We start from the raw sequence: 16818 nt of genomic DNA, 5'->3' as shown, positions 1-16818 counted from the left end.
GCTGCGAGCTCAGCCGTCCGGGCAGCGGCACCGAGGGCGTCTTCGGCGTCCCACGCCTGGGCCTCGGCCAGCGACCAGGTGGTTGCGGAGCCTGCCGGGCGGGCGCTGCCGGTGACCTCGACCGCGACCGCGTCGGTGGCCACCCCGTTGCCGTTGCTCGGGCCGACGCTGATCTCGACGCTGTAGAGCCCGAGCGGTGCGCCGCCGGGGACGTTCACGCCGAAGCCGGAGGCGATGGTCTGGCCGGCCTGGAGGGTGCCGGAGGCGACCTGGATGGGCCCTGCGACCGAGAGGCCGTTGCGGAAGACCTCGTAGAAGACGACCCCGGTCTGAGCTGTGTTTGTGTTGTTGGTGACCGAGTAGTCGAAGGCTGCAGTCCCGCCCTGCGGTGCAGACTGCGAGTCGGGCGAGGCGTCGATCTCAATCGGGTCGCCGCTGACCGGAGCCTCGAACAGCTCGATGTACTGGTTCGCCGTACCGATCGTGCGGACGAGCATGTTCGAGCGCGTGATCTCTGCGGTGAACGCACCCGACGTCGAGCCGGTGACGAGGAGGTTGCCGTTGGGCAGTTCGTAGACGCCGCGCGGGATGTCGTCCTGCACATTGTAGAACCCGACCTCCATGCCCGCACTGTCGTACTCGTAGTAGCCCGATGCCCCGAAGGAACCGGCTACGAGCACGTTGCCGTTCGAGGCGAGGTTGGCCTGTTGCGGAAAGTCGAGCGCCGAGGCTGCTTCCTGGAAGATGCCCAGGAAGGTGCCAGCGAGGTCGTACTGGTGAACGTCGTCGGTGTTGATGGCTGGAACGAGGAGGTCGCTGTCGCGCACGAGTACGTCGAACGGGCCGTCCACGCCGCCAGCCCCGTTGGCAACGAGGTTACCGAGGTAGGTGCCGCTTTGGTCGAAGCGGGCGACGGCGTCCTGGTTCGTGTTGCCGGTGACCGTAGCCCAGAGTTCAGTCCCGTCTGGGCTGATCGTGATGCCGATGGCGTTGTCGAGGATCGACACGTCGACGCCGCCAGCCGGAGCGAAGAGGCCGACGAAGTTGCCGTCGCAGTCGTACTCAAAGACGCCGTCCTCGAGTTGGTCGATCACGAAGATGCCGTCGCCGTCAAAGTTGCCGATGGCGTTCTTCGGCGTGGTCAGGTTGTCGGGGTCGGCGATGAAGCTGGGGTTCACAAGGTCCCCGGTGGCCGGGTCGTGAACGGCGACACCGTCGATGCCGGAGTCAACGATGAGCAGTACGTCGTCGACGCACACCTGAAGGCCGCCCCGTGCGGCGAACGAAGTCTCAGTGGACCGCTCGGTAGCCTGCTCCAGGCCAAGCGCCTCGGCTTCGCGCGGTGCGAGCTGCTGGGCCTGTGCGAGGCCGGAGCCAGCGAGGACGAACGCGCACAGGAGCGCGTAGCGGAGTAGAGAGGTGTAGGACATGGTGAGTGGGTGTGAGTGAGGGAAGGCAAAGGCACACACGAGGTGCGCTTCACACAATACACATAATTTCCGTCAAACGCAAATTACTAAAACAATGAAGAAACGTATGGTTGGTTGGCGGGAGCTGACTGCCAGGTGGACACGCGCCCTACCCGCCCGGCGGAACGCGCCCGAGGGCACCCACGTTTGCCCTCCGCACGTCTCACCCCCCTCAACTCAGACACCAAACCCTTATGGGACTCCTCGATTTTCTCAAAGACGCAGGCGACAACCTCTTCGGCGGCAAAGAAGGCGGCGAAGCCGACGCCATCCGCGAGAAGCTGGGCAGCGAGCTCGGCAGCGGCATCGACAACCTCGGCGTGATGTTCAAGGACGGGCGCGTGGAACTCCACGGCACCGCGCGCTCGCAGGCGGTGAAGGAGAAAGCCGCCCTCATCGCAGGCAACGTCAAGGGCGTCGGCTACGTGGACGACGATAACCTGAAGATCGCTGGTGAGGAGGCCGCCGCTCCCGTAGCTGCGACGCAGTACTACACGATCGAGAGCGGCGACTCGCTCTCGAAGATCGCCGACCGGTTCTACGGCGACCCGCAGAAGTACAAGGACCTCTTCGAGGCCAACCGCGAGGTCATCCAGGACCCGGACAAGATCTACCCGGGCCAGAAGATCCGCATCCCGAACGCGGCCTAGTCCTCTGGCACATTGAGACTGACAGGTCGCTCGACCTTGTCATCCCGGACCCCGATCCGGGATCTAAGGCGTGGCTTGGAGATCGTGAACGCGAAGCCTCCCCGCAGGGAACCACGTTCAGGATGACACACCTGTCAGCGTGAGCTTGTCGCAGCACTAGCTCCTGACGCCTCGCACGGCACCACGCGGCGCTCCGGCCTCCCGGAGCGCCGTTTTCTGTGGCGGCAGCACGGGGAGCGCGCAAGATGTCCCACGAATGTGCAACCTATCGGGCACGCTAGTATCTTCGCGCGTCGCGCCCGACGGCTCTAGATACTCTGGCACGACATGGCTCCCTATTCATTCTACTCCTGCTGACCCATGTTTGCTCGCTCCCTGACCGCGCTGGGCGCGGTCCTGACTCTGGCCCTCGCGGCCCACGCACAACCGGCCCCCATGAAGTGGGGCGACATCCCCGACGAACACCTCCAGATGACCGAGTACGCGGCCGACCCCGATGCCCAGGCGGTCATCCTCGGAGACTACGGGACGATAGAGGTGGGCAGCGACTGGGGCGTCAAGTTCGAGCGGCACCGCCGGGTCAAGCTGCTGGCCGAGGCGGGCTACGACCTCGCTACGGTCTCGCTGACCTACTACGCCGGCCGGGACGGGCAGCGGGTGCGCGGCGTCAAGGGCCAGACGTTCGTCCCGGAAGAGGGGGGCCGCACGCGGCGCGTGAAGCTGGACAAGCGCTCCATCTTCGAGGAGGACCTGGAAGGCGACCGCCGCCGGATCACCTTCACACTGCCCGCCCTCGAACCGGGGGCCGTCGTCGAGTTCCGCTACACCATCGAGGCCGAGTCGCCGTTTGGGACGCCGCGCTGGTACTTCCAGGACGACGAGCCGACCCTGGTGAGCGAACTGCGGATGACCTACCCGCAGGACCTGGCCTACACCATCATCACCCAGGGCAACGAGCCGTTCGCCGTCCGCACGAAAGAGGAGGGGATCCGCTCCAGCGGCGACATCAACATCTACCGCTGGGTGGCCGAGGAGGTGCCCGCGCTCCGCGAAGAGCGGTACATGACGACCCTCGAAGACCACATCCAGAAGATCGACTTCCAGCTGGCCGAGTACTACCGGCCGGGCATCGGGGCCGTGGGCGTGACCAAGACGTGGGCGCAGCTCGCCGAGGAACTGGGCGAGAGCCGGGACTTCGGGCGGAAGCTCCAGACGGGCGGCGACGTGCGCCGCCAGGCCGAAGCCCTCACCGGCGGCCTCACGGACGCTGCGGCGAAGGCCGAAGCCCTCTACGACTTCGTGCGCACCTCGGTCGTCTGGGACGACACCTACCGGGTCTTCGCCGAGCGCCGCCTCGGGCAGGTGATGGAGACGAAGCGGGGCTCCTCGGCCGAGATCAACCTGCTCCTCGTGGCGCTGCTGCGCGAGGCCGGGCTGAACGCCGCCCCGGCGCTGGTCTCGACGCGGGGGCACGGGCGCGTGACCCGGCTCTACCCGCTGGTCTCGCAGTTCAACCACACGGCCGCCGCCGTCAAGCTCGGGGGCCGCTGGCGTCTCCTCGATGCCACCGATCCGTTCCGCCCGGTGGACATGCTCCCGGTCGGTGTTCTCGGCGGGGAGGCGTGGCTCGTCGCCGAGCAGCCCGAGTGGATCGCGGCGAGCCCGCAGCGGAGCGAGCATCACGTCCGCATCGAGGCGGCGCTCGCGCCGGACGGCACGCTCTCCGGCACCCTCGTCTCGGAGCGCGCCGGGTACAGCGGTCTCCGCGCGCGGCATCAGCTCCAGGACCTCGACCCGGAAGGCTACGCGCGAGACCATCTCGTGGACGACATGGCCGGAGCCGAGGTCGGCGAGGTCACGGTCACGGGGCAGGAGGAGCACGGCGGACCCCTCGTGGCCGAGGTGGCCTTCACCGTGCCCGGGTACGCGCAGCGCGTCGGCGACCTCGTGCTCGTCAACCCGCTCGTGACGATGCGAACGGACGAGAACCCGTTCAAGCTGGCCCGCCGGACCTACCCCGTCGACTTCGCCTACCCGCTCGTCTCGACGTACCAGGCGGACATCGCGCTCCCCGAAGGCTTTGCGGTGGACGAGATGCCGGAGCGAGCCCTGCTGCTGCTCCCGGTCCGGGGCGGCGGGTACGAGCGCTCGGTCGAGATGGCCGGCGACACGCTCCAGGTCCGGGCCCAGCAGCAGATAAAGCGCCCCGTCTTCGAGCCCAACCTCTACGGCGACCTCAAGGCCTTTTTCGACCGGGTCGTGGCTACCGACGAGGCAAGCGTCGTGCTGAAGCAGGCCGTCACGGCCGAGGGGACGGAGCCTGAAGGGCTGAGCGCCGAACAGGAGACAGGGGGCGATGAGTAAGGGGATGCGCTGCTTAGGAACCGCTGGGTTGGTCTTCGCACTGCTCGGGCCGCTCGCCGCAGCGCAGCCGGACGACGGCGCGCTCGTGCTGCGGGACGATACGCACCTCGTTCTCGACGAGGAGGGCAAGGTCCACGAGACCGTGCGCCGGGAGGTGCAGGTGTTCGGTCCGGCAGGGCAGGAGGAGTACGGCGTGCTGGCCCTCGGCTACGACTCGTTCCGGCGCGTGAAAAAGATGAAGGGGGAAGTGCTCGGGGCTGACGGCGAGCGCCTGCGCAAGCTGCGGCGCGGCGACGTGGAGGACAACCCCGCCACCTCGAGCTTCTCGCTCTACGACGACTACCGCGTCCGCGTCGGGCGGCTCTACCACGACGCCTACCCGTACACGGTGGTGTGGGAGTACGAGGTCGAGCACGAGGGGCTGCTCAACTGGCCGACGTGGCGGCCCCAGCGCGGCAAGCACCCGGTACTGCTGGCGTCGCTCACCGTGGAGGTGCCGGAGGACGTTGCGCTGCGCTACCTCCCGGAGCGGCTCGGGATCGAGCCGGAGGTCAGCACCGAGGGCCGGCGGCGCACGTTCCGGTGGTCCGGGGCGTTCCCGGGCTTCACCTACGAGCCGCTCGGGCCGCCCTGGTACGACCAGGTTCCGGTGCTTCACCTCGCCACCGACGCGTTCACGATGGACGGGCACGCCGGGCGCCTGGACTCGTGGGCCGGCCTCGGGCACTGGTACGACACTCTGGCCGACGGGCGGGACGACCTCCCACCGGAAGCCGCCGCCGACGTGGCCCGCCTCGTCAGCGGCGTGGACGACCTGCGCGAGCGCGCCCGCCTCGTCTACGGGTATCTCCAGCAGACCACGCGCTACGTGAGCGTCCAGCTCGGGATCGGGGGGTGGCAGCCGTTCCCGGCCAGCTATGTCCACGAGCGCCGCTACGGCGATTGCAAGGCGCTCACCAACTACCTCGCGGCGCTCCTCGAGGCGGCGGGCGTGACCGCCTACCCGGCCCTCATCGGCCACGACCGCCCCGACCTCGCGCCGGACTTCCCACGCAACGCGTTCAACCACGTCGTGCTCTACGTGCCCCTGCCCGACGGCGACCTCTGGCTAGAGGCCACGAGCCAGACCGCGCCGTTCGGCACCCTCGGCGCAGGCAGCGAGGACCGGTGGACGCTCGTCACGGAGCCGGGCAGCGGGCGGCTCGTGCGCACGCCAGCCCGGTCAGCGCCGGAGAACGCGCAGACTCGTCAGGCGACGGTGCAGCTTTCCGCCGGCGGGCAGGCGACGGTGCGAAGCGCGATGCGCGTCTCGGGCCATCAGTTGAGTCGGCTGCGGAACGTGATTGCTTCCCGTTCCCCGCAGGAGCAAGAAGAGTGGTGGGTTCGCCGCCTCGGCCTTCCGACCGAAGGCCTACACGTCGCCTTCGACGAGGGCGAAGGCACGGTCGAGTCCTCCTTCGCCGTGCCGCGCTACGCGACGCGTGCCGGAAGCCGCCTCCTGTTCCATCCCAACCTCGCGGAGCGCTGGACTGCGGTCCCTCCGCCGTTCGAGGACCGTACCCAGCCCATCGACCTCGGGTATGCCTTTGCCGACACCGACTCGGTCCGCTTCGCGCTGCCGGCAGGCTACGAGGTCGAGGCGCTGCCCGAGCCGGTGCAGGTCGAGACGCCGTTTGCTCGCTACGCGATGACGGTCGAGGCAGACGGTGAGGGCCGGCTCGTGTACGTCCGCCACGTCGAGGTGCAGACGCCTCGATTGCCTCCGGAGGACTACGACGCCTACCGCTCCTTCGTCGCCGCCGTCACCCATGCCGATGACGCCCAGGTAATCCTGCGGAAACTATAGCCTCGAGAGGCTCAGAGCCGTTCGAGATGGCGGACGGTTCGCTCGTTCTCGACCGCGCCCGTGTTGAGCGTCGAGGCGGGCTCGAAAAGCAGGACGTGGCACTCGGTCTCGGCGACCGGGCAGTGCTCGACGCCGCGCGGGACGACGACGAACTCGCCCTCGTCTAGCTCGATGTCGCGGTCGCGCAGCCGGAGGGTGAGGCGGCCCTTCACGACGAGAAATAACTCGTCCTCGTCTTCGTGGCGGTGCCACACGAACGGGCCTTCCAGCTTGGCGAGCTTGACCTGCTGCCCGTTCAACTCGGCCGCGACGCGCGGCGACCAGTGCTCCTCGAACGAGGCGAAAGCAGCAGCGAGGTTGACTTTGTGCATGGCGTACGGGGTCTAGTCCTCTGGCACGTTGAGACGGACAGGTTGCTCCACCTTGTCATCCCGGACCCTGATCCGGGATCTGGGGCGTGGCCCGTAGATGGGCTGCGCCGCTGCTGCGCGGTCCGAACCGAGTTCAGGATGACATACCTGTCAACGGGAGCTTGTCGCAGCACTAGGGTTTCTGGCGCTTGCTGCGCCGGCAGCGCTCGCTGCAGTAGACCACCTGCTCCCAGTCGCGCGCCCACTTCTTGCGCCACGCGAACGGGCGCTTGCAGACCGGGCAGACCTTCGTCGGGAGGTGGGGCTTGCGGTGGGCCATCGGAGCTACGTCAGCAGGGTGACGACGAGCACGTCGTAGAGCGCGTGCGCCCACGCGGCGATGCCGAAGCCCCGGACCAGGAACACGGCGTTGAGCGCGAGGCCGAACAGGAACCGGAACGTGAACGACGAGAGCTCGAACGGATCGCCGAGCGCCCCGGTGTAGTGCACCGCGCTGAAAATCAGCGCGCCGACGACCGCCGCGACGAGGTACGCCCGCCCTCGCTTCCACGCTGCGAGGCGGTGCAGCGCCAGGAACAGGCCGCCCACCAGAATAACCCGAAAGACCAATTCCTCGTAGATGCCCGCCCCGAGCGATAGTGCGACGAGCGTAAACCGGTCCGGCCGCCCCACCTGCGCCGCCATCGCCTCGGGCGCGAAGGCGAACAGCAGGCCGACGAACCAGCCGATCGTGAAGGCGAGCACGACGGCGTAGACGGCGCTCTCGGCGACCATCATCCCCAGGTAGCGCCGCCGGACAGGGATCGCCTTCTTCCGCTCCCACCAGAGCACCCCGACCCCGACGAGCAGCACCGCCGCGCCGAGCGCGAGCATCCCCGTCGCCCCGAAGGCCGCGAGGAGCCGCGTGATCCAGACCTCGGCCCCGACGCGGACGCCGGCCTGCCCGCCGTTCGCCAGCAGGATCAGCGTGTGGTAGCCGACGAGGAGCGGGAGCGCCGCGAGGAAGCCGTAGGTCGCCGTGCGCGAGAAGCGGAGGTAGTCGTGCCGGTCAGGCGAGAGGCCAAGCTGATTTAGCCACGCCGGGCGCAGCGGCACCTCGGTCGGATCGGTAAGGAGGGAGTCGGTGGGCATCGCGCAAAACAGGAGGACGCACTGTGCGGTACGTCCTCCCGAGTGTAGAGATGCAGGGGCGGTTACCCTTCGGTGATCGTCACCGCTTTCATCCGGTCGCCCTGCTCGATGGCGTCGACCACGTCCTGGCCCTCGGTGACCGAGCCGAAGACGGTGTGGCGGCCGTTGAGGTGGGGCTGCGGCGCGTGCGTGATGAAGAACTGGCTGCCGTTCGTGTTCGGCCCGGCGTTCGCCATCGAGAGCGAGCCGGTCTCATGCTGGAGCGGGTTGCCCTGGACCTCGTCCTCGAAGGTGTAGCCCGGCCCGCCGCGCCCGGTGCCGTCGGGGTCGCCGCCCTGGATCATGAAGTTGGCGATCACGCGGTGGAACGTCAGCCCGTCGTAGAACCCGTCGCGCGCGAGGGCGACGAAGTTGTTGACGGTCTTGGGTGCGTGCTCGGGATGGAGTTCGATCTCGATCGTGCCCTTGTCGGTGTCGATCGTGGCCCGGTAGGATTGGTCCGGGTCGATCTGCATGGCGTGAGGGGCAGAGTAAGAAGCCATCGGTGTGAGGGTGTGAGGGTGTGAGGGTGTGAGGGTGTGAGGGTGTGAGGGTGTGAGGGTGTGAGGGTGTGAGGGTGTCAAAAGCAGAGCCTATCAAGGTACTGAGGCCGCCGCGCAACGCGCCACCGTCCTCCGTCCCACCGTCCTCCGTCCCACCGTCCTCCGTCCCACCGTCCTCCGTCCCACCGTCCTCCGTCCCACCGTCCTCCGTCCCACCGTCCTCCGTCCCACCGTCACGCCTCCACGGTCTCGCGGAACTGGAGGTCGGCGAGGCGGCGGTAGAGGCCGTCGCGGGCGGTGAGGTCGGCGTGGGTACCGTCTTCCACGATCCGGCCTGCGTCGAGCACGAGGATGCGGTCGGCGTCGCGGACGGTCGCGAGGCGGTGGGCGATGACGAACGCCGTCCGGCCGTCGAGCAGGCGGTCGAGCGCCTCCTGCACGAGCGCTTCGCTTTCGGAGTCGAGCGCGCTCGTGGCCTCGTCGAGGAGGAGGATGCGAGGGTCTTTGAGGAGGGCGCGGGCAATCGCAACGCGCTGGCGCTGGCCGCCGGAGAGCTTGACGCCGCGCTCGCCGACGGCGGTCGCGTAGCCGCCCGGCAGGGCCTCGATGAAGGCGGCAGCGTTCGCAGCTTCGGCGGCGGCGCGGACCTCGTCGTCGGTCGCGTCTAGCCGCCCGTAGCGGATATTCTCGCCAATCGAGGCACCGAAGAGCTGGATCTCCTGCGACACGAGGCCGATCTGGCCGCGCACCGAGAGCACCGTCACGTCGCGCAGGTCGTGCCTGTCGAGGCGGACCGCCCCGAGGTCGGGGTCGTAGAGTCGAGGGATGAGGTTCATGAGCGTCGTCTTGCCGGCCCCGCTCGGCCCGACGAGCGCGACGGTCTGGCCGGGCCGCACGCGGAACGACACGTCGCGCAGCACGGGCGGCCCGTCGTCGTAGCCGAAGGTCACGTCGTCGAAGGCGACCTCGCCCCGGAGCGGCGGGAGCGGCTTCGCCCCAGGCGCGCTCTCGATCTCCGGCTCGGTATCGAGGAGCTCGAAGACCCGCTCGGATGCGCCCGCCGCCGACGAGTACGAGGTGTAGAGCCGCGAGAGCACGCCGACGCTCTGGGCAATCGAGAACGCGTAGAAGATGAACGCCACGAGGTCGCCCGCCGTGAGCCGACCCGCGAGGACCTCGACCCCGCCGTACCAGAAGATGACGACCAGCCCGCTGAGGAACAGCAGCCCGACGACCGACCAGAAGGCCGAGCTGATGAGCGCCTGCCGCCGCGCCGTCCCGAAGAGGTCCTCGACGGCCGCGCCGTAGCGGTCGGTCTCGTAGTCCTCGCGGGCGAACGCCTTCACGACGCGCACCGCTGCGAGGGCTTCCTCGGCAATCGCCGTCGTCTCGGCGAGGCGGTCCTGGATGGCGCGGGCGTAGCGCCGGACGATCGCCCCGAAGTGCCGCGCCATCAGCGTCACGACCGGAACCGTGGCGAAGACGACGAGCGAGAGCCGCCAGTTGAGGACCAGCATCAGCGCCACCGACCCGACGAGCGTCAGTACCTGCGCTACGAGCTGGCTCAGGTCGTTCGTCACCGCCGACTGGAGCTTGCCCACGTCGTTCGTCAGCCGCGAGGTGATCTCGCCGACGCGGCTGCCGGTGTAGAACCGCAGCCCGAGCCGGTGGAGGTGCGTGTAGACCTGCCGCCGGAGGTCCGCGATGATGCGCTCGCCGACCCACGCCATCCAGTACCACCCGACGAAGCTGAGGAGCGTCTGGACGAGGAAGAGCGCGAGGAGCGCGAGCGCGAGGGTGTCGAGCATCCCCCGGTCGCCGTTCTGGAAGACGGCGTCGATCAGCGCGCGCAGCCCGAGCGGGATGACGAGCGCCGTGAGCGAACCGAGGACCGAGAGCAGGAGCGCCGCCGCGAGCCGCCGCCCGTAGGGCCGCGCGTAGCCGAGGATGCGCCGCAGCATCCGCCCGAGCGGAGGCGGACGGCGGGACGTTTCGGCGGGAGACGACGGGCTCGCGAGCGACATGGGGCGGAGCAACCGCCCCGCCCCAGGCCCGGTTCCGCGTTAGGCGACGGGCTCAGCGTCCTCGGCGAACTCGTCGTAGGCGACGCGCTCGATGGCGATGCCGGCCTTCGAGAGCTTGCCTTCGAGGTCTTCGTAGCCGCGGTCGAGGTGGTAGACCCGGAGCACGTCGGTCTGCCCCTTCGCCACGAGGCCGGCCAGGACGAGCGAGACGCTCGCGCGGAGGTCCGTGCTCATCACCGTCGTCCCACTGATGCCATTGCGGCCGTGTCCCTGGACCACCACCTTGTTGTCCGCGACCGAGCAGTTGGTCCCCATCCGGTTCAGTTCGGGGATGTGCTTGAAGCGGTCGGTGTAGATCGTGTCGGTGACGGTCGCCGTGCCCTCGGCCTGGGTCATCATCACCGTCCACTGTGCCTGGAGGTCCGTCGCAAATCCGGGGTAGGGGGCGGTGACGATGTCGACAGGCTGGATCGTCTCGGGAACGGTCACCGTCACGACCTCGTGCGGTCCTTCGGCCTCGGGCTCGACCGAGAAGTCGGCCCCCGTCTTGCGGAAGGCCTCGGGGAAGGCGTCGCCGAGATGGTCGGCGCGAGCGCCGGTGATGCGGAAGGTCGAGCCCGGCTCGCTCGCCATCACGGCGGCGATCATGTAGGTGCCGAGCTCGATCCGGTCCGGGCAGTTCCAGAACGTGACCGGGTCGAGCCGCTCCACGCCCTGGATCGTGATCGTCTTCGTCCCGAGGCCGTCGATCCGGGCCCCCATCTGCCGGAGCATCTCGCCGAAGACGACCACGTCCGGCTCGGTAGCGACGTTTTCGAGGACCGTCTCGCCCTCGGCCATGACCGCAGCCAGCGTCACGTTGATCGTCGCCCCGACCGAGACGGGGTCGAACCGGAAGCGCCCGCCTTGGAGCCGCCCACCGGGTGCCTTCGCCACCACGTCGCCCCGGTCGAGTTCGATCTCGGCCCCGAGTGCTTTCATGCCTTCGAGGTGCAGGTCCACCGGCCGGGGGCCCCATGCGCAGCCGCCGGGCATCGAGACGCGGGCTTCGCCGCAGCGCCCGAGGAGCGCGCCGAGCATGTAGAACGACGCCCGCATCTTCTTGACGAGGTCGTAGGGCGACTCGGGATGGTCCACGCGCGTCGCGTCGATCACCATCGAGTCCGGTGTCGAGGGGTCGGCGTCGGGCTTGTACTCGACCACGCAGCCGGAGACGCGGAGGACGTTGGCGAAGGTGTGCACGTCGCGCAGGACGGGCATGTTGTGGAGCGTGGTGGTGCCGTCGGCGAGGACGGCGGCGGCCATGAGCGGGAGCGCCGTATTCTTCGAGCCGCCGACGTGGATCGTACCGGTGAGCGGGTGGCCGCCCTGGATGACGAGCTTGTCCATAAAACGTGGTGAGGGTAGAGGTGCGGGGGTGAACCGAGAGGGAATATGTGTACGACTTATAGGGTCGGTGGGGTCCGAGAGGATGATAAGCCCGGCGCGCGAGAAAGAGCGATGGAAAGAACCGAAGCGAACGACGCTGCCGAGTATGACCGCTAATTTCCGTCCTCCGTCCTCCGTCCTCCGTCCTCCGTCCTCCGGCTGATGCCCTCCGTCTACCTCGACCACGCCGCGACGACGCCGCTCGACGAGCGCGTGCTCGACGCGATGCTGCCGTACCTCCGCGAGCACTACGGCAACGCGTCGTCGGTCCACGCCCTCGGGCGGCGGGCGCGCTTCGCGGTAGAGTCGGCGCGCGAGCGCGTGGCCGGGATCCTCGGGGCGGAGCCGGGCGAGGTCATCTTCACGAGCGGCGGGACCGAGGCCGACAACGCGGCCCTGCGCGGCGTCCTCACCGCCCCCGACCGGCGCGGGCCGGGCCTCGTCACGGGTGCCGCCGAGCACGAAGCCATCCTCCGTCCCGCCGAAGCCCTCCGCGACGCCGGGCACCCCGTCACCATCCTCACCCCGTCGCCGAGCGGGGCCGTAACGGCGGACCAGATCGCCGAGGCCATCACCGACGAGACCGGGCTCGTCTCGGTCATGGCGGTCAACAACGAACTCGGCACCCTCAGCCCGGTCCGTGAGATCGCCGCCGTCTGCCGCGCACGCGGCGTCCCGTTCCACACCGACGCGGTGCAGGCAGCCGGCCTGTACCCGCTCGACGTGAACGATCTCGGTGTGGACCTGCTCTCGCTCTCGGCGCACAAGGTCTACGGGCCGAAGGGCGCGGGCGTGCTCTGGGTCCGCACCGGGACGCCGTTCGCGCCGCTCGTCGTCGGCGGGTCGCAGGAGCGGCGGCGGCGCGGGGGGACCGAGAACGTCGCTGCCGTGGTTGGCTTGGCTGAAGCGCTGGCCCTCGCCGCTGAGATGGCCGAGGTGGAGCGAAAACGGCTGACCGCGCTCTGCGACCGGCTAGCCGGAGCGGTACGTGACGCGTTCGGCGAGACCGTCCGGTTCAATACGCCGGTAGGTGACAGCCCGGGCGACAGCGCGCCGCACATCCTCAACGTCTCGTTCCCGCCGGTGGACGGCCGGGCACTCGACGGCGAGATGCTCCTCCTCGGACTCGACGTGGCGGGCGTCCACGTCTCCAGCGGCAGCGCCTGCGCGAGTGGGGCCGTCGAGCCGAGCCACGTCCTCCGCGCCCTCGACGTTCCTCGCGAGACCGCCAACGCGACCGTCCGCTTCTCGCTCGGGCACGGCACGACCGAGGCCGACCTCGACTTCGCCGCCGAGCAGCTCGCGACGGTCGTCGGCCGGATGCGCGGCGCGTGACCTATCGCTTCAGCAGGCGGTCGTACGCTGCGTGCGGACCGATCCAGAGCCAGAGAAAGTCGCCGTCGTCCGGCGTAGCGATGGCCCGGTACCCGCGTCCTACCCGCGCCGACCACAGTGCGGCATGGATTTTCTTGAAGTGCAGCGATGGATGGTACGGGTTGTTCTCTAGCAAGCGGAAGTTCTTATCCGCAGGACGCTGCACCTCGTCTGGCAACCGGCGGTAGTGGTACCAAAAGCTCGACGAGGCGTGGTGCGTCACGGTAGCGGTGTGGTCCTTCCAGTCCGGTGCTCCTCTTTCGCCTGCTTAATCAGTTCGTCGAACGCTCCGGCCTCTGCGTCAGCCTGCATCTGCCGGTCCCAGTCGTCGAAGTCTTGCTGCTGCCGGTACGCGTCGAGCCGCTCGAACAGTTCGGACTGCTCGGCGTGGGGCAGGGCCTCGATGGCTGCTTGAATCTCTTGAACACTCATGGCTAAAACGGCTGCGTTGTCCCGCAAAAGTACGGGCACGCGTCCAGCGATGCCAAGCCGTACGATCCTCCGGAGATAGCGGCTAGTCGGCTGACTCGGGTACTTCGGGAGGTTCCGCGCTCTCCTCTTCGCGGCCCCGGGCGGCGACATCGACGCGGCGGAATGACTTCTGGAAGAGGAGGCTGTTGGGGACGTAGAGCGTGTGCCCGCCCGGCTCTTCCAGCACCACGAACAGCGGGCGGATGTCGAGCACCTTCCCGGCGAGGTCGTCGCTCGGCACCTCGATCTCGTCGCTGATCTTGAACGGGTCCGAGAGGAAGAGGAACACCCCGGCGATGACGTTCGAGAGCAGACTCCACACCGCGAAGAAGCCAATCGCGACGAGACCGAAGAAGCCGGTCATGAGCACCCACAGCTTCTCCGGGTCGAAGCCCCACACGTAGGCCAGGACGAAGCCCGCGAAGATGACCGTGAAGACACGCGCCACCCGGTAGACGAACCGCCCGCGCAGTTGGTGCATCTGCCGCGCCCGGACGAACCGGACGATCAACGCCTTGAGCACGGCCAGCACCACGACGACGAACACCGCGACGCCTGCCGTCACGCCCCCGCGCAGCAGCAACTCCGTGTTGACAACCTCTTCGACGACGAGCGGGTCCACGTTTGTAGGAGCGGAAGCGGGAAGGAGCGAAAGCAGGGAAGATAGGCGGGACCATGACCTCCGAAATCTTCCGCTCGTTCGGTCCTTCGCTCTTCCCCGCCTAATTCATCTGCGGGTCGTCCGGGTAGTTCGAGAGGAGCGCGTACTCGCCGCCGAGGTCGCGCATGATCTCGCGCCAAAGCACCGCCGGGTCGTCCTCGAACACCCGCGCGGCCGAGGCCGGGAGCACCACCCAACTGCCCTCGCCGACCTCCTCCGCGAGCTGCTCGTCGCCCCAACCAGCGTAGCCGACGAAGAAGCGGAGCGCGTCGCCGTCGAGCGCGCCGCTGCGGACCTGCTCCACGATCACGTCGAACGGACCGCCCCAGCCGACGCCGTCGAGGACGGAGACGGCGTGCTCCACCTCGTCGGCGTAAGGGTGGAGGTAGTGCAGCGTGTCGGTCTGCACCGGCCCGCCGAAGTAGAGCAGGTGCTCCATCCCGACTGGCTCGTCGAGCACGTCGGGTAGGCGGAACTCGGTCGGCCGGTTGAGGATCAGCCCGAACGAGCCGTCGGCGTTGTGGTCGCAGATCAGGACGACCGACCGCCGGAAGTTGGGGTCGAGCAGGGCCGGCTCGGCCACGAGGAGGACGCCGGGGGCGAGGTCCATCGAGGGATAGTGAGGAGTCGGAAAGAGCGGAAGGTAGGGCGGGGAAGGGTGGGAGTGGGAGGAGTGGGAGGAGTGGGAGGAGTGGAAAGGAAAGCCGAGGAAGTTAATTAGGCCCTCGCGCTTTGCGTTGACGTTCCTTCTTCCCATTCCGCCCGTTCTCCCCCTTCCTCCCACTCCGCGCCGCAGGCGCATCGCTCCTAACACCCCCGCTCGCCGAGGTCGCGGGCCACGTCCAGGTAAAAGTCTTTCGACTCGAAGTCGCCGGGGGCGAGGCGGAGGCCGACCTGCCGGGCGTGGTCCGCGTCGAGCACGCCGCGGAAGTCACCCCACGTCGCGCTCTCGACCGCGACGAGGCCGTCGTTCACGCCGGCCTGGGCGTAGAGAATCCGGTTCGGGACGATCAGCGGCGGGTAGATTGGCGCGTCAGTCCCGCGCCCGGCGCGGCCGGCCCAGGAGGCGTAGTAGATGTCCGGGTGGTCGGGGTGGGCCGGGTTGAAGGTGCCGTTGACGAACATCGGCGTCAGTTCGTGCAGGGCGTCTTCCGTGTTGGGAGCCTCGATCTCGTAGGCGGCGCGCCCGACGAAGTCCATCACCGCGACGGCCCAGGTCCGCAGCCGCTCCGGCCGGGAGAACACGTAGTCGGCAATCGAGCTGCCCCGGTGCGGCGTCGAGACCGTGACGAGCGACGCGACGTGGGCCGCGCGCCCGAGGCTGCCGATCAGGTAGCGCGCGTCGAGGCCTGCCGAGGAGAACGCGATGAGGTTGACCTTCGCGGATCCAGTCTCGGCGAGGACGGCGTCGAGGCGGTCGGCCCAGGCGCGGGCGCGGACGCTGATCGTGTCGTAGGGGTTGACGTGGGGGGCGTAGGCGAGGAGGCCGTGCCCGCGCAGGTGCATCGCCTCGGCGTGGAGCACGCCACCCTGCATCAGGTTCGCCAGCGCCCCGAAGCCGTGCATCAGCACCACCGGGTAGCGCGTCCGCACGAGCGGCGGCTGCGGAAACGGCACCAGCTCGACGGCCCGGCGGGCGAGGCGCTCGGCGCGGCGGGAGAGGGAGTCGAGCACGGTTCGGGGAGCAGAGGACGGAAGACGGAGGACAGCGGACAGAGAGAAGGTACCCCGCTGTCGCACGCCGCGCCTACCCGTAGGGGCGACCCCATGTGGTCACCCGAGGGCTGGCACCACCCGGCGGCCCTAACCAAGCAGCAGCATCACCGCCCCGGCCACGAGCGGCACGCGGACGTTGTCGTTGAGCGGGACTGGGAGCGCCTCCACGACCGCGGCCGTTGCAGCGCCGACCGCCAGGGCCGGCAGCGCCACGCCGTCCTCGGGGAGCACGCCGAACGGGATCGCCGCCAGAAACCCCGTCACGAAGAACGCTACCGAGCCCTCGACTGACTTCGGCGAGAACGGGTAGCGCGTTCGCCCGTAGCGCCGCCCGACGACTGCCGCTGCGCCGTCGCCCACCATCAGCATCGCCAGGGCCGAGGCCGCGACCGGCTCGGGAAAGAAGAACGCGCACAGCGCCGCCGAGACGCACATCCACGTCGCCCCGTTGACGACCACCGGTCCGCCGAACGGGGGCTGCTCCTCGGGCCGCATGATCGGCTCGAAGAGCCAGGTGATGAGCCGGTGGACGGCGTGGACGCGCACCCGCAGCACGTCGGCCACGTGGGCGAGGGTAGCCAGCGGCCCGAGGAGCCACAGCGCGACCGTCCGCCCGAGGACGAGAATGCCCGCCGGCAGCACGAGCGCGCCGAGGTGGATCGCCTTGCGCTTGAGCTCGGCGGCGTAGGAGATCAGGGGGGGCGAATCGCTCACGGGCGGTAGAAGAACGGAAGCGAGGACGGGCAGAAGCGAGGAAGATAGGGCGGCGGT

17 protein-coding genes are annotated in these 16818 nt (G+C 68.9%); 4 read left to right on the top strand and 13 right to left on the bottom strand.

Going from position 1 to position 16818, the window contains the following annotated elements:
• Window positions 1-1430 (bottom strand): hypothetical protein (locus tag AAGI91_08850; GenBank protein MEM1042723.1); only part of this gene is annotated, 1430 nt, incomplete at its 3' end.
• Between the two features lie 233 nt (window positions 1431-1663).
• On the opposite strand from AAGI91_08850, the gene lysM reads away from it, so the two are divergent.
• From lysM to AAGI91_08835, 3 genes are all read left to right on the top strand, one after another.
• Window positions 1664-2119, top strand: coding sequence for a peptidoglycan-binding protein LysM (gene lysM / locus AAGI91_08845; GenBank protein ID MEM1042722.1), 456 nt, complete (start codon window positions 1664-1666; stop codon window positions 2117-2119).
• A gap of 360 nt (window positions 2120-2479) precedes the next feature.
• Window positions 2480-4483: a DUF3857 and transglutaminase domain-containing protein gene (locus tag AAGI91_08840; GenBank protein MEM1042721.1), complete on the top strand. Its 2004-nt coding sequence runs from the start codon at window positions 2480-2482 to the stop codon at window positions 4481-4483.
• A gap of 4 nt (window positions 4484-4487) precedes the next feature.
• Window positions 4488-6329: a DUF3857 domain-containing protein gene (locus AAGI91_08835; GenBank protein ID MEM1042720.1), complete on the top strand. Its 1842-nt coding sequence runs from the start codon at window positions 4488-4490 to the stop codon at window positions 6327-6329.
• An 11-nt stretch (window positions 6330-6340) separates the two neighbouring features.
• Here the strand turns inward: AAGI91_08835 and AAGI91_08830 are convergent, their stop codons facing one another.
• The 6 genes from AAGI91_08830 to murA form a co-directional block, all read right to left on the bottom strand.
• Window positions 6341-6700: a cupin domain-containing protein gene (locus tag AAGI91_08830; protein MEM1042719.1), complete on the bottom strand. Its 360-nt coding sequence runs from the start codon at window positions 6698-6700 to the stop codon at window positions 6341-6343.
• Window positions 6701-6872: 172 nt separating this feature from the next.
• Window positions 6873-7019, bottom strand: coding sequence for a DUF2256 domain-containing protein (locus AAGI91_08825; GenBank protein MEM1042718.1), 147 nt, complete (start codon window positions 7017-7019; stop codon window positions 6873-6875).
• A gap of 5 nt (window positions 7020-7024) precedes the next feature.
• On the bottom strand, window positions 7025-7831 hold the full coding sequence (locus AAGI91_08820; protein MEM1042717.1) for a CPBP family intramembrane glutamic endopeptidase: 807 nt from the start codon (window positions 7829-7831) through the stop codon (window positions 7025-7027).
• Window positions 7832-7893: 62 nt separating this feature from the next.
• Complete coding sequence (locus AAGI91_08815; GenBank protein ID MEM1042716.1) at window positions 7894-8373, bottom strand: peptidylprolyl isomerase; 480 nt, start codon at window positions 8371-8373, stop codon at window positions 7894-7896.
• Between the two features lie 233 nt (window positions 8374-8606).
• Entirely contained in the window at window positions 8607-10334 is a 1728-nt protein-coding gene (locus AAGI91_08810) for an ABC transporter transmembrane domain-containing protein (protein ID MEM1042715.1), read from the bottom strand.
• A 102-nt stretch (window positions 10335-10436) separates the two neighbouring features.
• Window positions 10437-11786 carry a UDP-N-acetylglucosamine 1-carboxyvinyltransferase gene (murA, locus tag AAGI91_08805; GenBank protein ID MEM1042714.1) on the bottom strand — a complete coding sequence of 450 codons (1350 nt, stop codon included), beginning with the start codon at window positions 11784-11786 and terminating at the stop codon, window positions 10437-10439.
• A gap of 201 nt (window positions 11787-11987) precedes the next feature.
• Here murA and AAGI91_08800 point away from each other — a divergent pair, with 201 nt between their 5' ends.
• Complete coding sequence (locus tag AAGI91_08800; protein ID MEM1042713.1) at window positions 11988-13160, top strand: cysteine desulfurase family protein; 1173 nt, start codon at window positions 11988-11990, stop codon at window positions 13158-13160.
• Window position 13161: 1 nt separating this feature from the next.
• On the opposite strand, the gene AAGI91_08795 is transcribed toward AAGI91_08800, so the two are convergent.
• The 6 genes from AAGI91_08795 to AAGI91_08770 all read right to left on the bottom strand — a co-directional run bounded on the left by AAGI91_08795 (window position 13162) and on the right by AAGI91_08770 (window position 16761).
• Window positions 13162-13422 carry a hypothetical protein gene (locus tag AAGI91_08795; protein MEM1042712.1) on the bottom strand — a complete coding sequence of 87 codons (261 nt, stop codon included), beginning with the start codon at window positions 13420-13422 and terminating at the stop codon, window positions 13162-13164.
• A complete protein-coding gene (locus AAGI91_08790; GenBank protein ID MEM1042711.1) occupies window positions 13419-13631 on the bottom strand; it encodes a hypothetical protein in 213 nt (70 codons plus the stop codon). The genes AAGI91_08795 and AAGI91_08790 overlap by 4 nt, the downstream gene beginning before the upstream one ends.
• 82 nt (window positions 13632-13713) lie before the next feature.
• Entirely contained in the window at window positions 13714-14292 is a 579-nt protein-coding gene (locus tag AAGI91_08785) for a mechanosensitive ion channel domain-containing protein (protein ID MEM1042710.1), read from the bottom strand.
• 100 nt (window positions 14293-14392) lie between these two features.
• Window positions 14393-14941, bottom strand: coding sequence for a YqgE/AlgH family protein (locus AAGI91_08780; GenBank protein MEM1042709.1), 549 nt, complete (start codon window positions 14939-14941; stop codon window positions 14393-14395).
• A 197-nt stretch (window positions 14942-15138) separates the two neighbouring features.
• Complete coding sequence (locus AAGI91_08775; GenBank protein ID MEM1042708.1) at window positions 15139-16005, bottom strand: hypothetical protein; 867 nt, start codon at window positions 16003-16005, stop codon at window positions 15139-15141.
• 129 nt (window positions 16006-16134) lie between these two features.
• Window positions 16135-16761, bottom strand: a complete 627-nt coding sequence (locus tag AAGI91_08770) for a diacylglycerol/polyprenol kinase family protein (protein ID MEM1042707.1) — start codon at window positions 16759-16761, stop codon at window positions 16135-16137.
• Window positions 16762-16818: the final 57 nt, after the last annotated feature.

This window comes from Bacteroidota bacterium, assembly GCA_038746285.1.
GTDB lineage: Bacteria > Bacteroidota > Rhodothermia > Rhodothermales > JANQRZ01 > JANQRZ01.
This window is presented reverse-complemented; position numbering and strand designations above follow the sequence as displayed.

Bases quoted from the DNA above. Each gene is read 5' to 3' on its own strand.
- AAGI91_08790 (MEM1042711.1), bottom strand. From the start codon at position 13,631: ATGAGTGTTCAAGAGATTCAAGCAGCCATCGAGGCCCTGCCCCACGCC.
- AAGI91_08820 (MEM1042717.1), bottom strand. From the start codon at position 7,831: ATGCCCACCGACTCCCTCCTTACCGATCCGACCGAGGTGCCGCTGCGC.
- murA (MEM1042714.1), bottom strand. From the start codon at position 11,786: ATGGACAAGCTCGTCATCCAGGGCGGCCACCCGCTCACCGGTACGATC.
- AAGI91_08800 (MEM1042713.1), top strand. From the start codon at position 11,988: ATGCCCTCCGTCTACCTCGACCACGCCGCGACGACGCCGCTCGACGAG.
- lysM (MEM1042722.1), top strand. From the start codon at position 1,664: ATGGGACTCCTCGATTTTCTCAAAGACGCAGGCGACAACCTCTTCGGC.
- AAGI91_08810 (MEM1042715.1), bottom strand. From the start codon at position 10,334: ATGCTGCGGCGCATCCTCGGCTACGCGCGGCCCTACGGGCGGCGGCTC.
- AAGI91_08830 (MEM1042719.1), bottom strand. From the start codon at position 6,700: ATGCACAAAGTCAACCTCGCTGCTGCTTTCGCCTCGTTCGAGGAGCAC.
- AAGI91_08815 (MEM1042716.1), bottom strand. From the start codon at position 8,373: ATGGCTTCTTACTCTGCCCCTCACGCCATGCAGATCGACCCGGACCAA.
- AAGI91_08825 (MEM1042718.1), bottom strand. From the start codon at position 7,019: ATGGCCCACCGCAAGCCCCACCTCCCGACGAAGGTCTGCCCGGTCTGC.
- AAGI91_08840 (MEM1042721.1), top strand. From the start codon at position 2,480: ATGTTTGCTCGCTCCCTGACCGCGCTGGGCGCGGTCCTGACTCTGGCC.
- AAGI91_08835 (MEM1042720.1), top strand. From the start codon at position 4,488: ATGCGCTGCTTAGGAACCGCTGGGTTGGTCTTCGCACTGCTCGGGCCG.
- AAGI91_08780 (MEM1042709.1), bottom strand. From the start codon at position 14,941: ATGGACCTCGCCCCCGGCGTCCTCCTCGTGGCCGAGCCGGCCCTGCTC.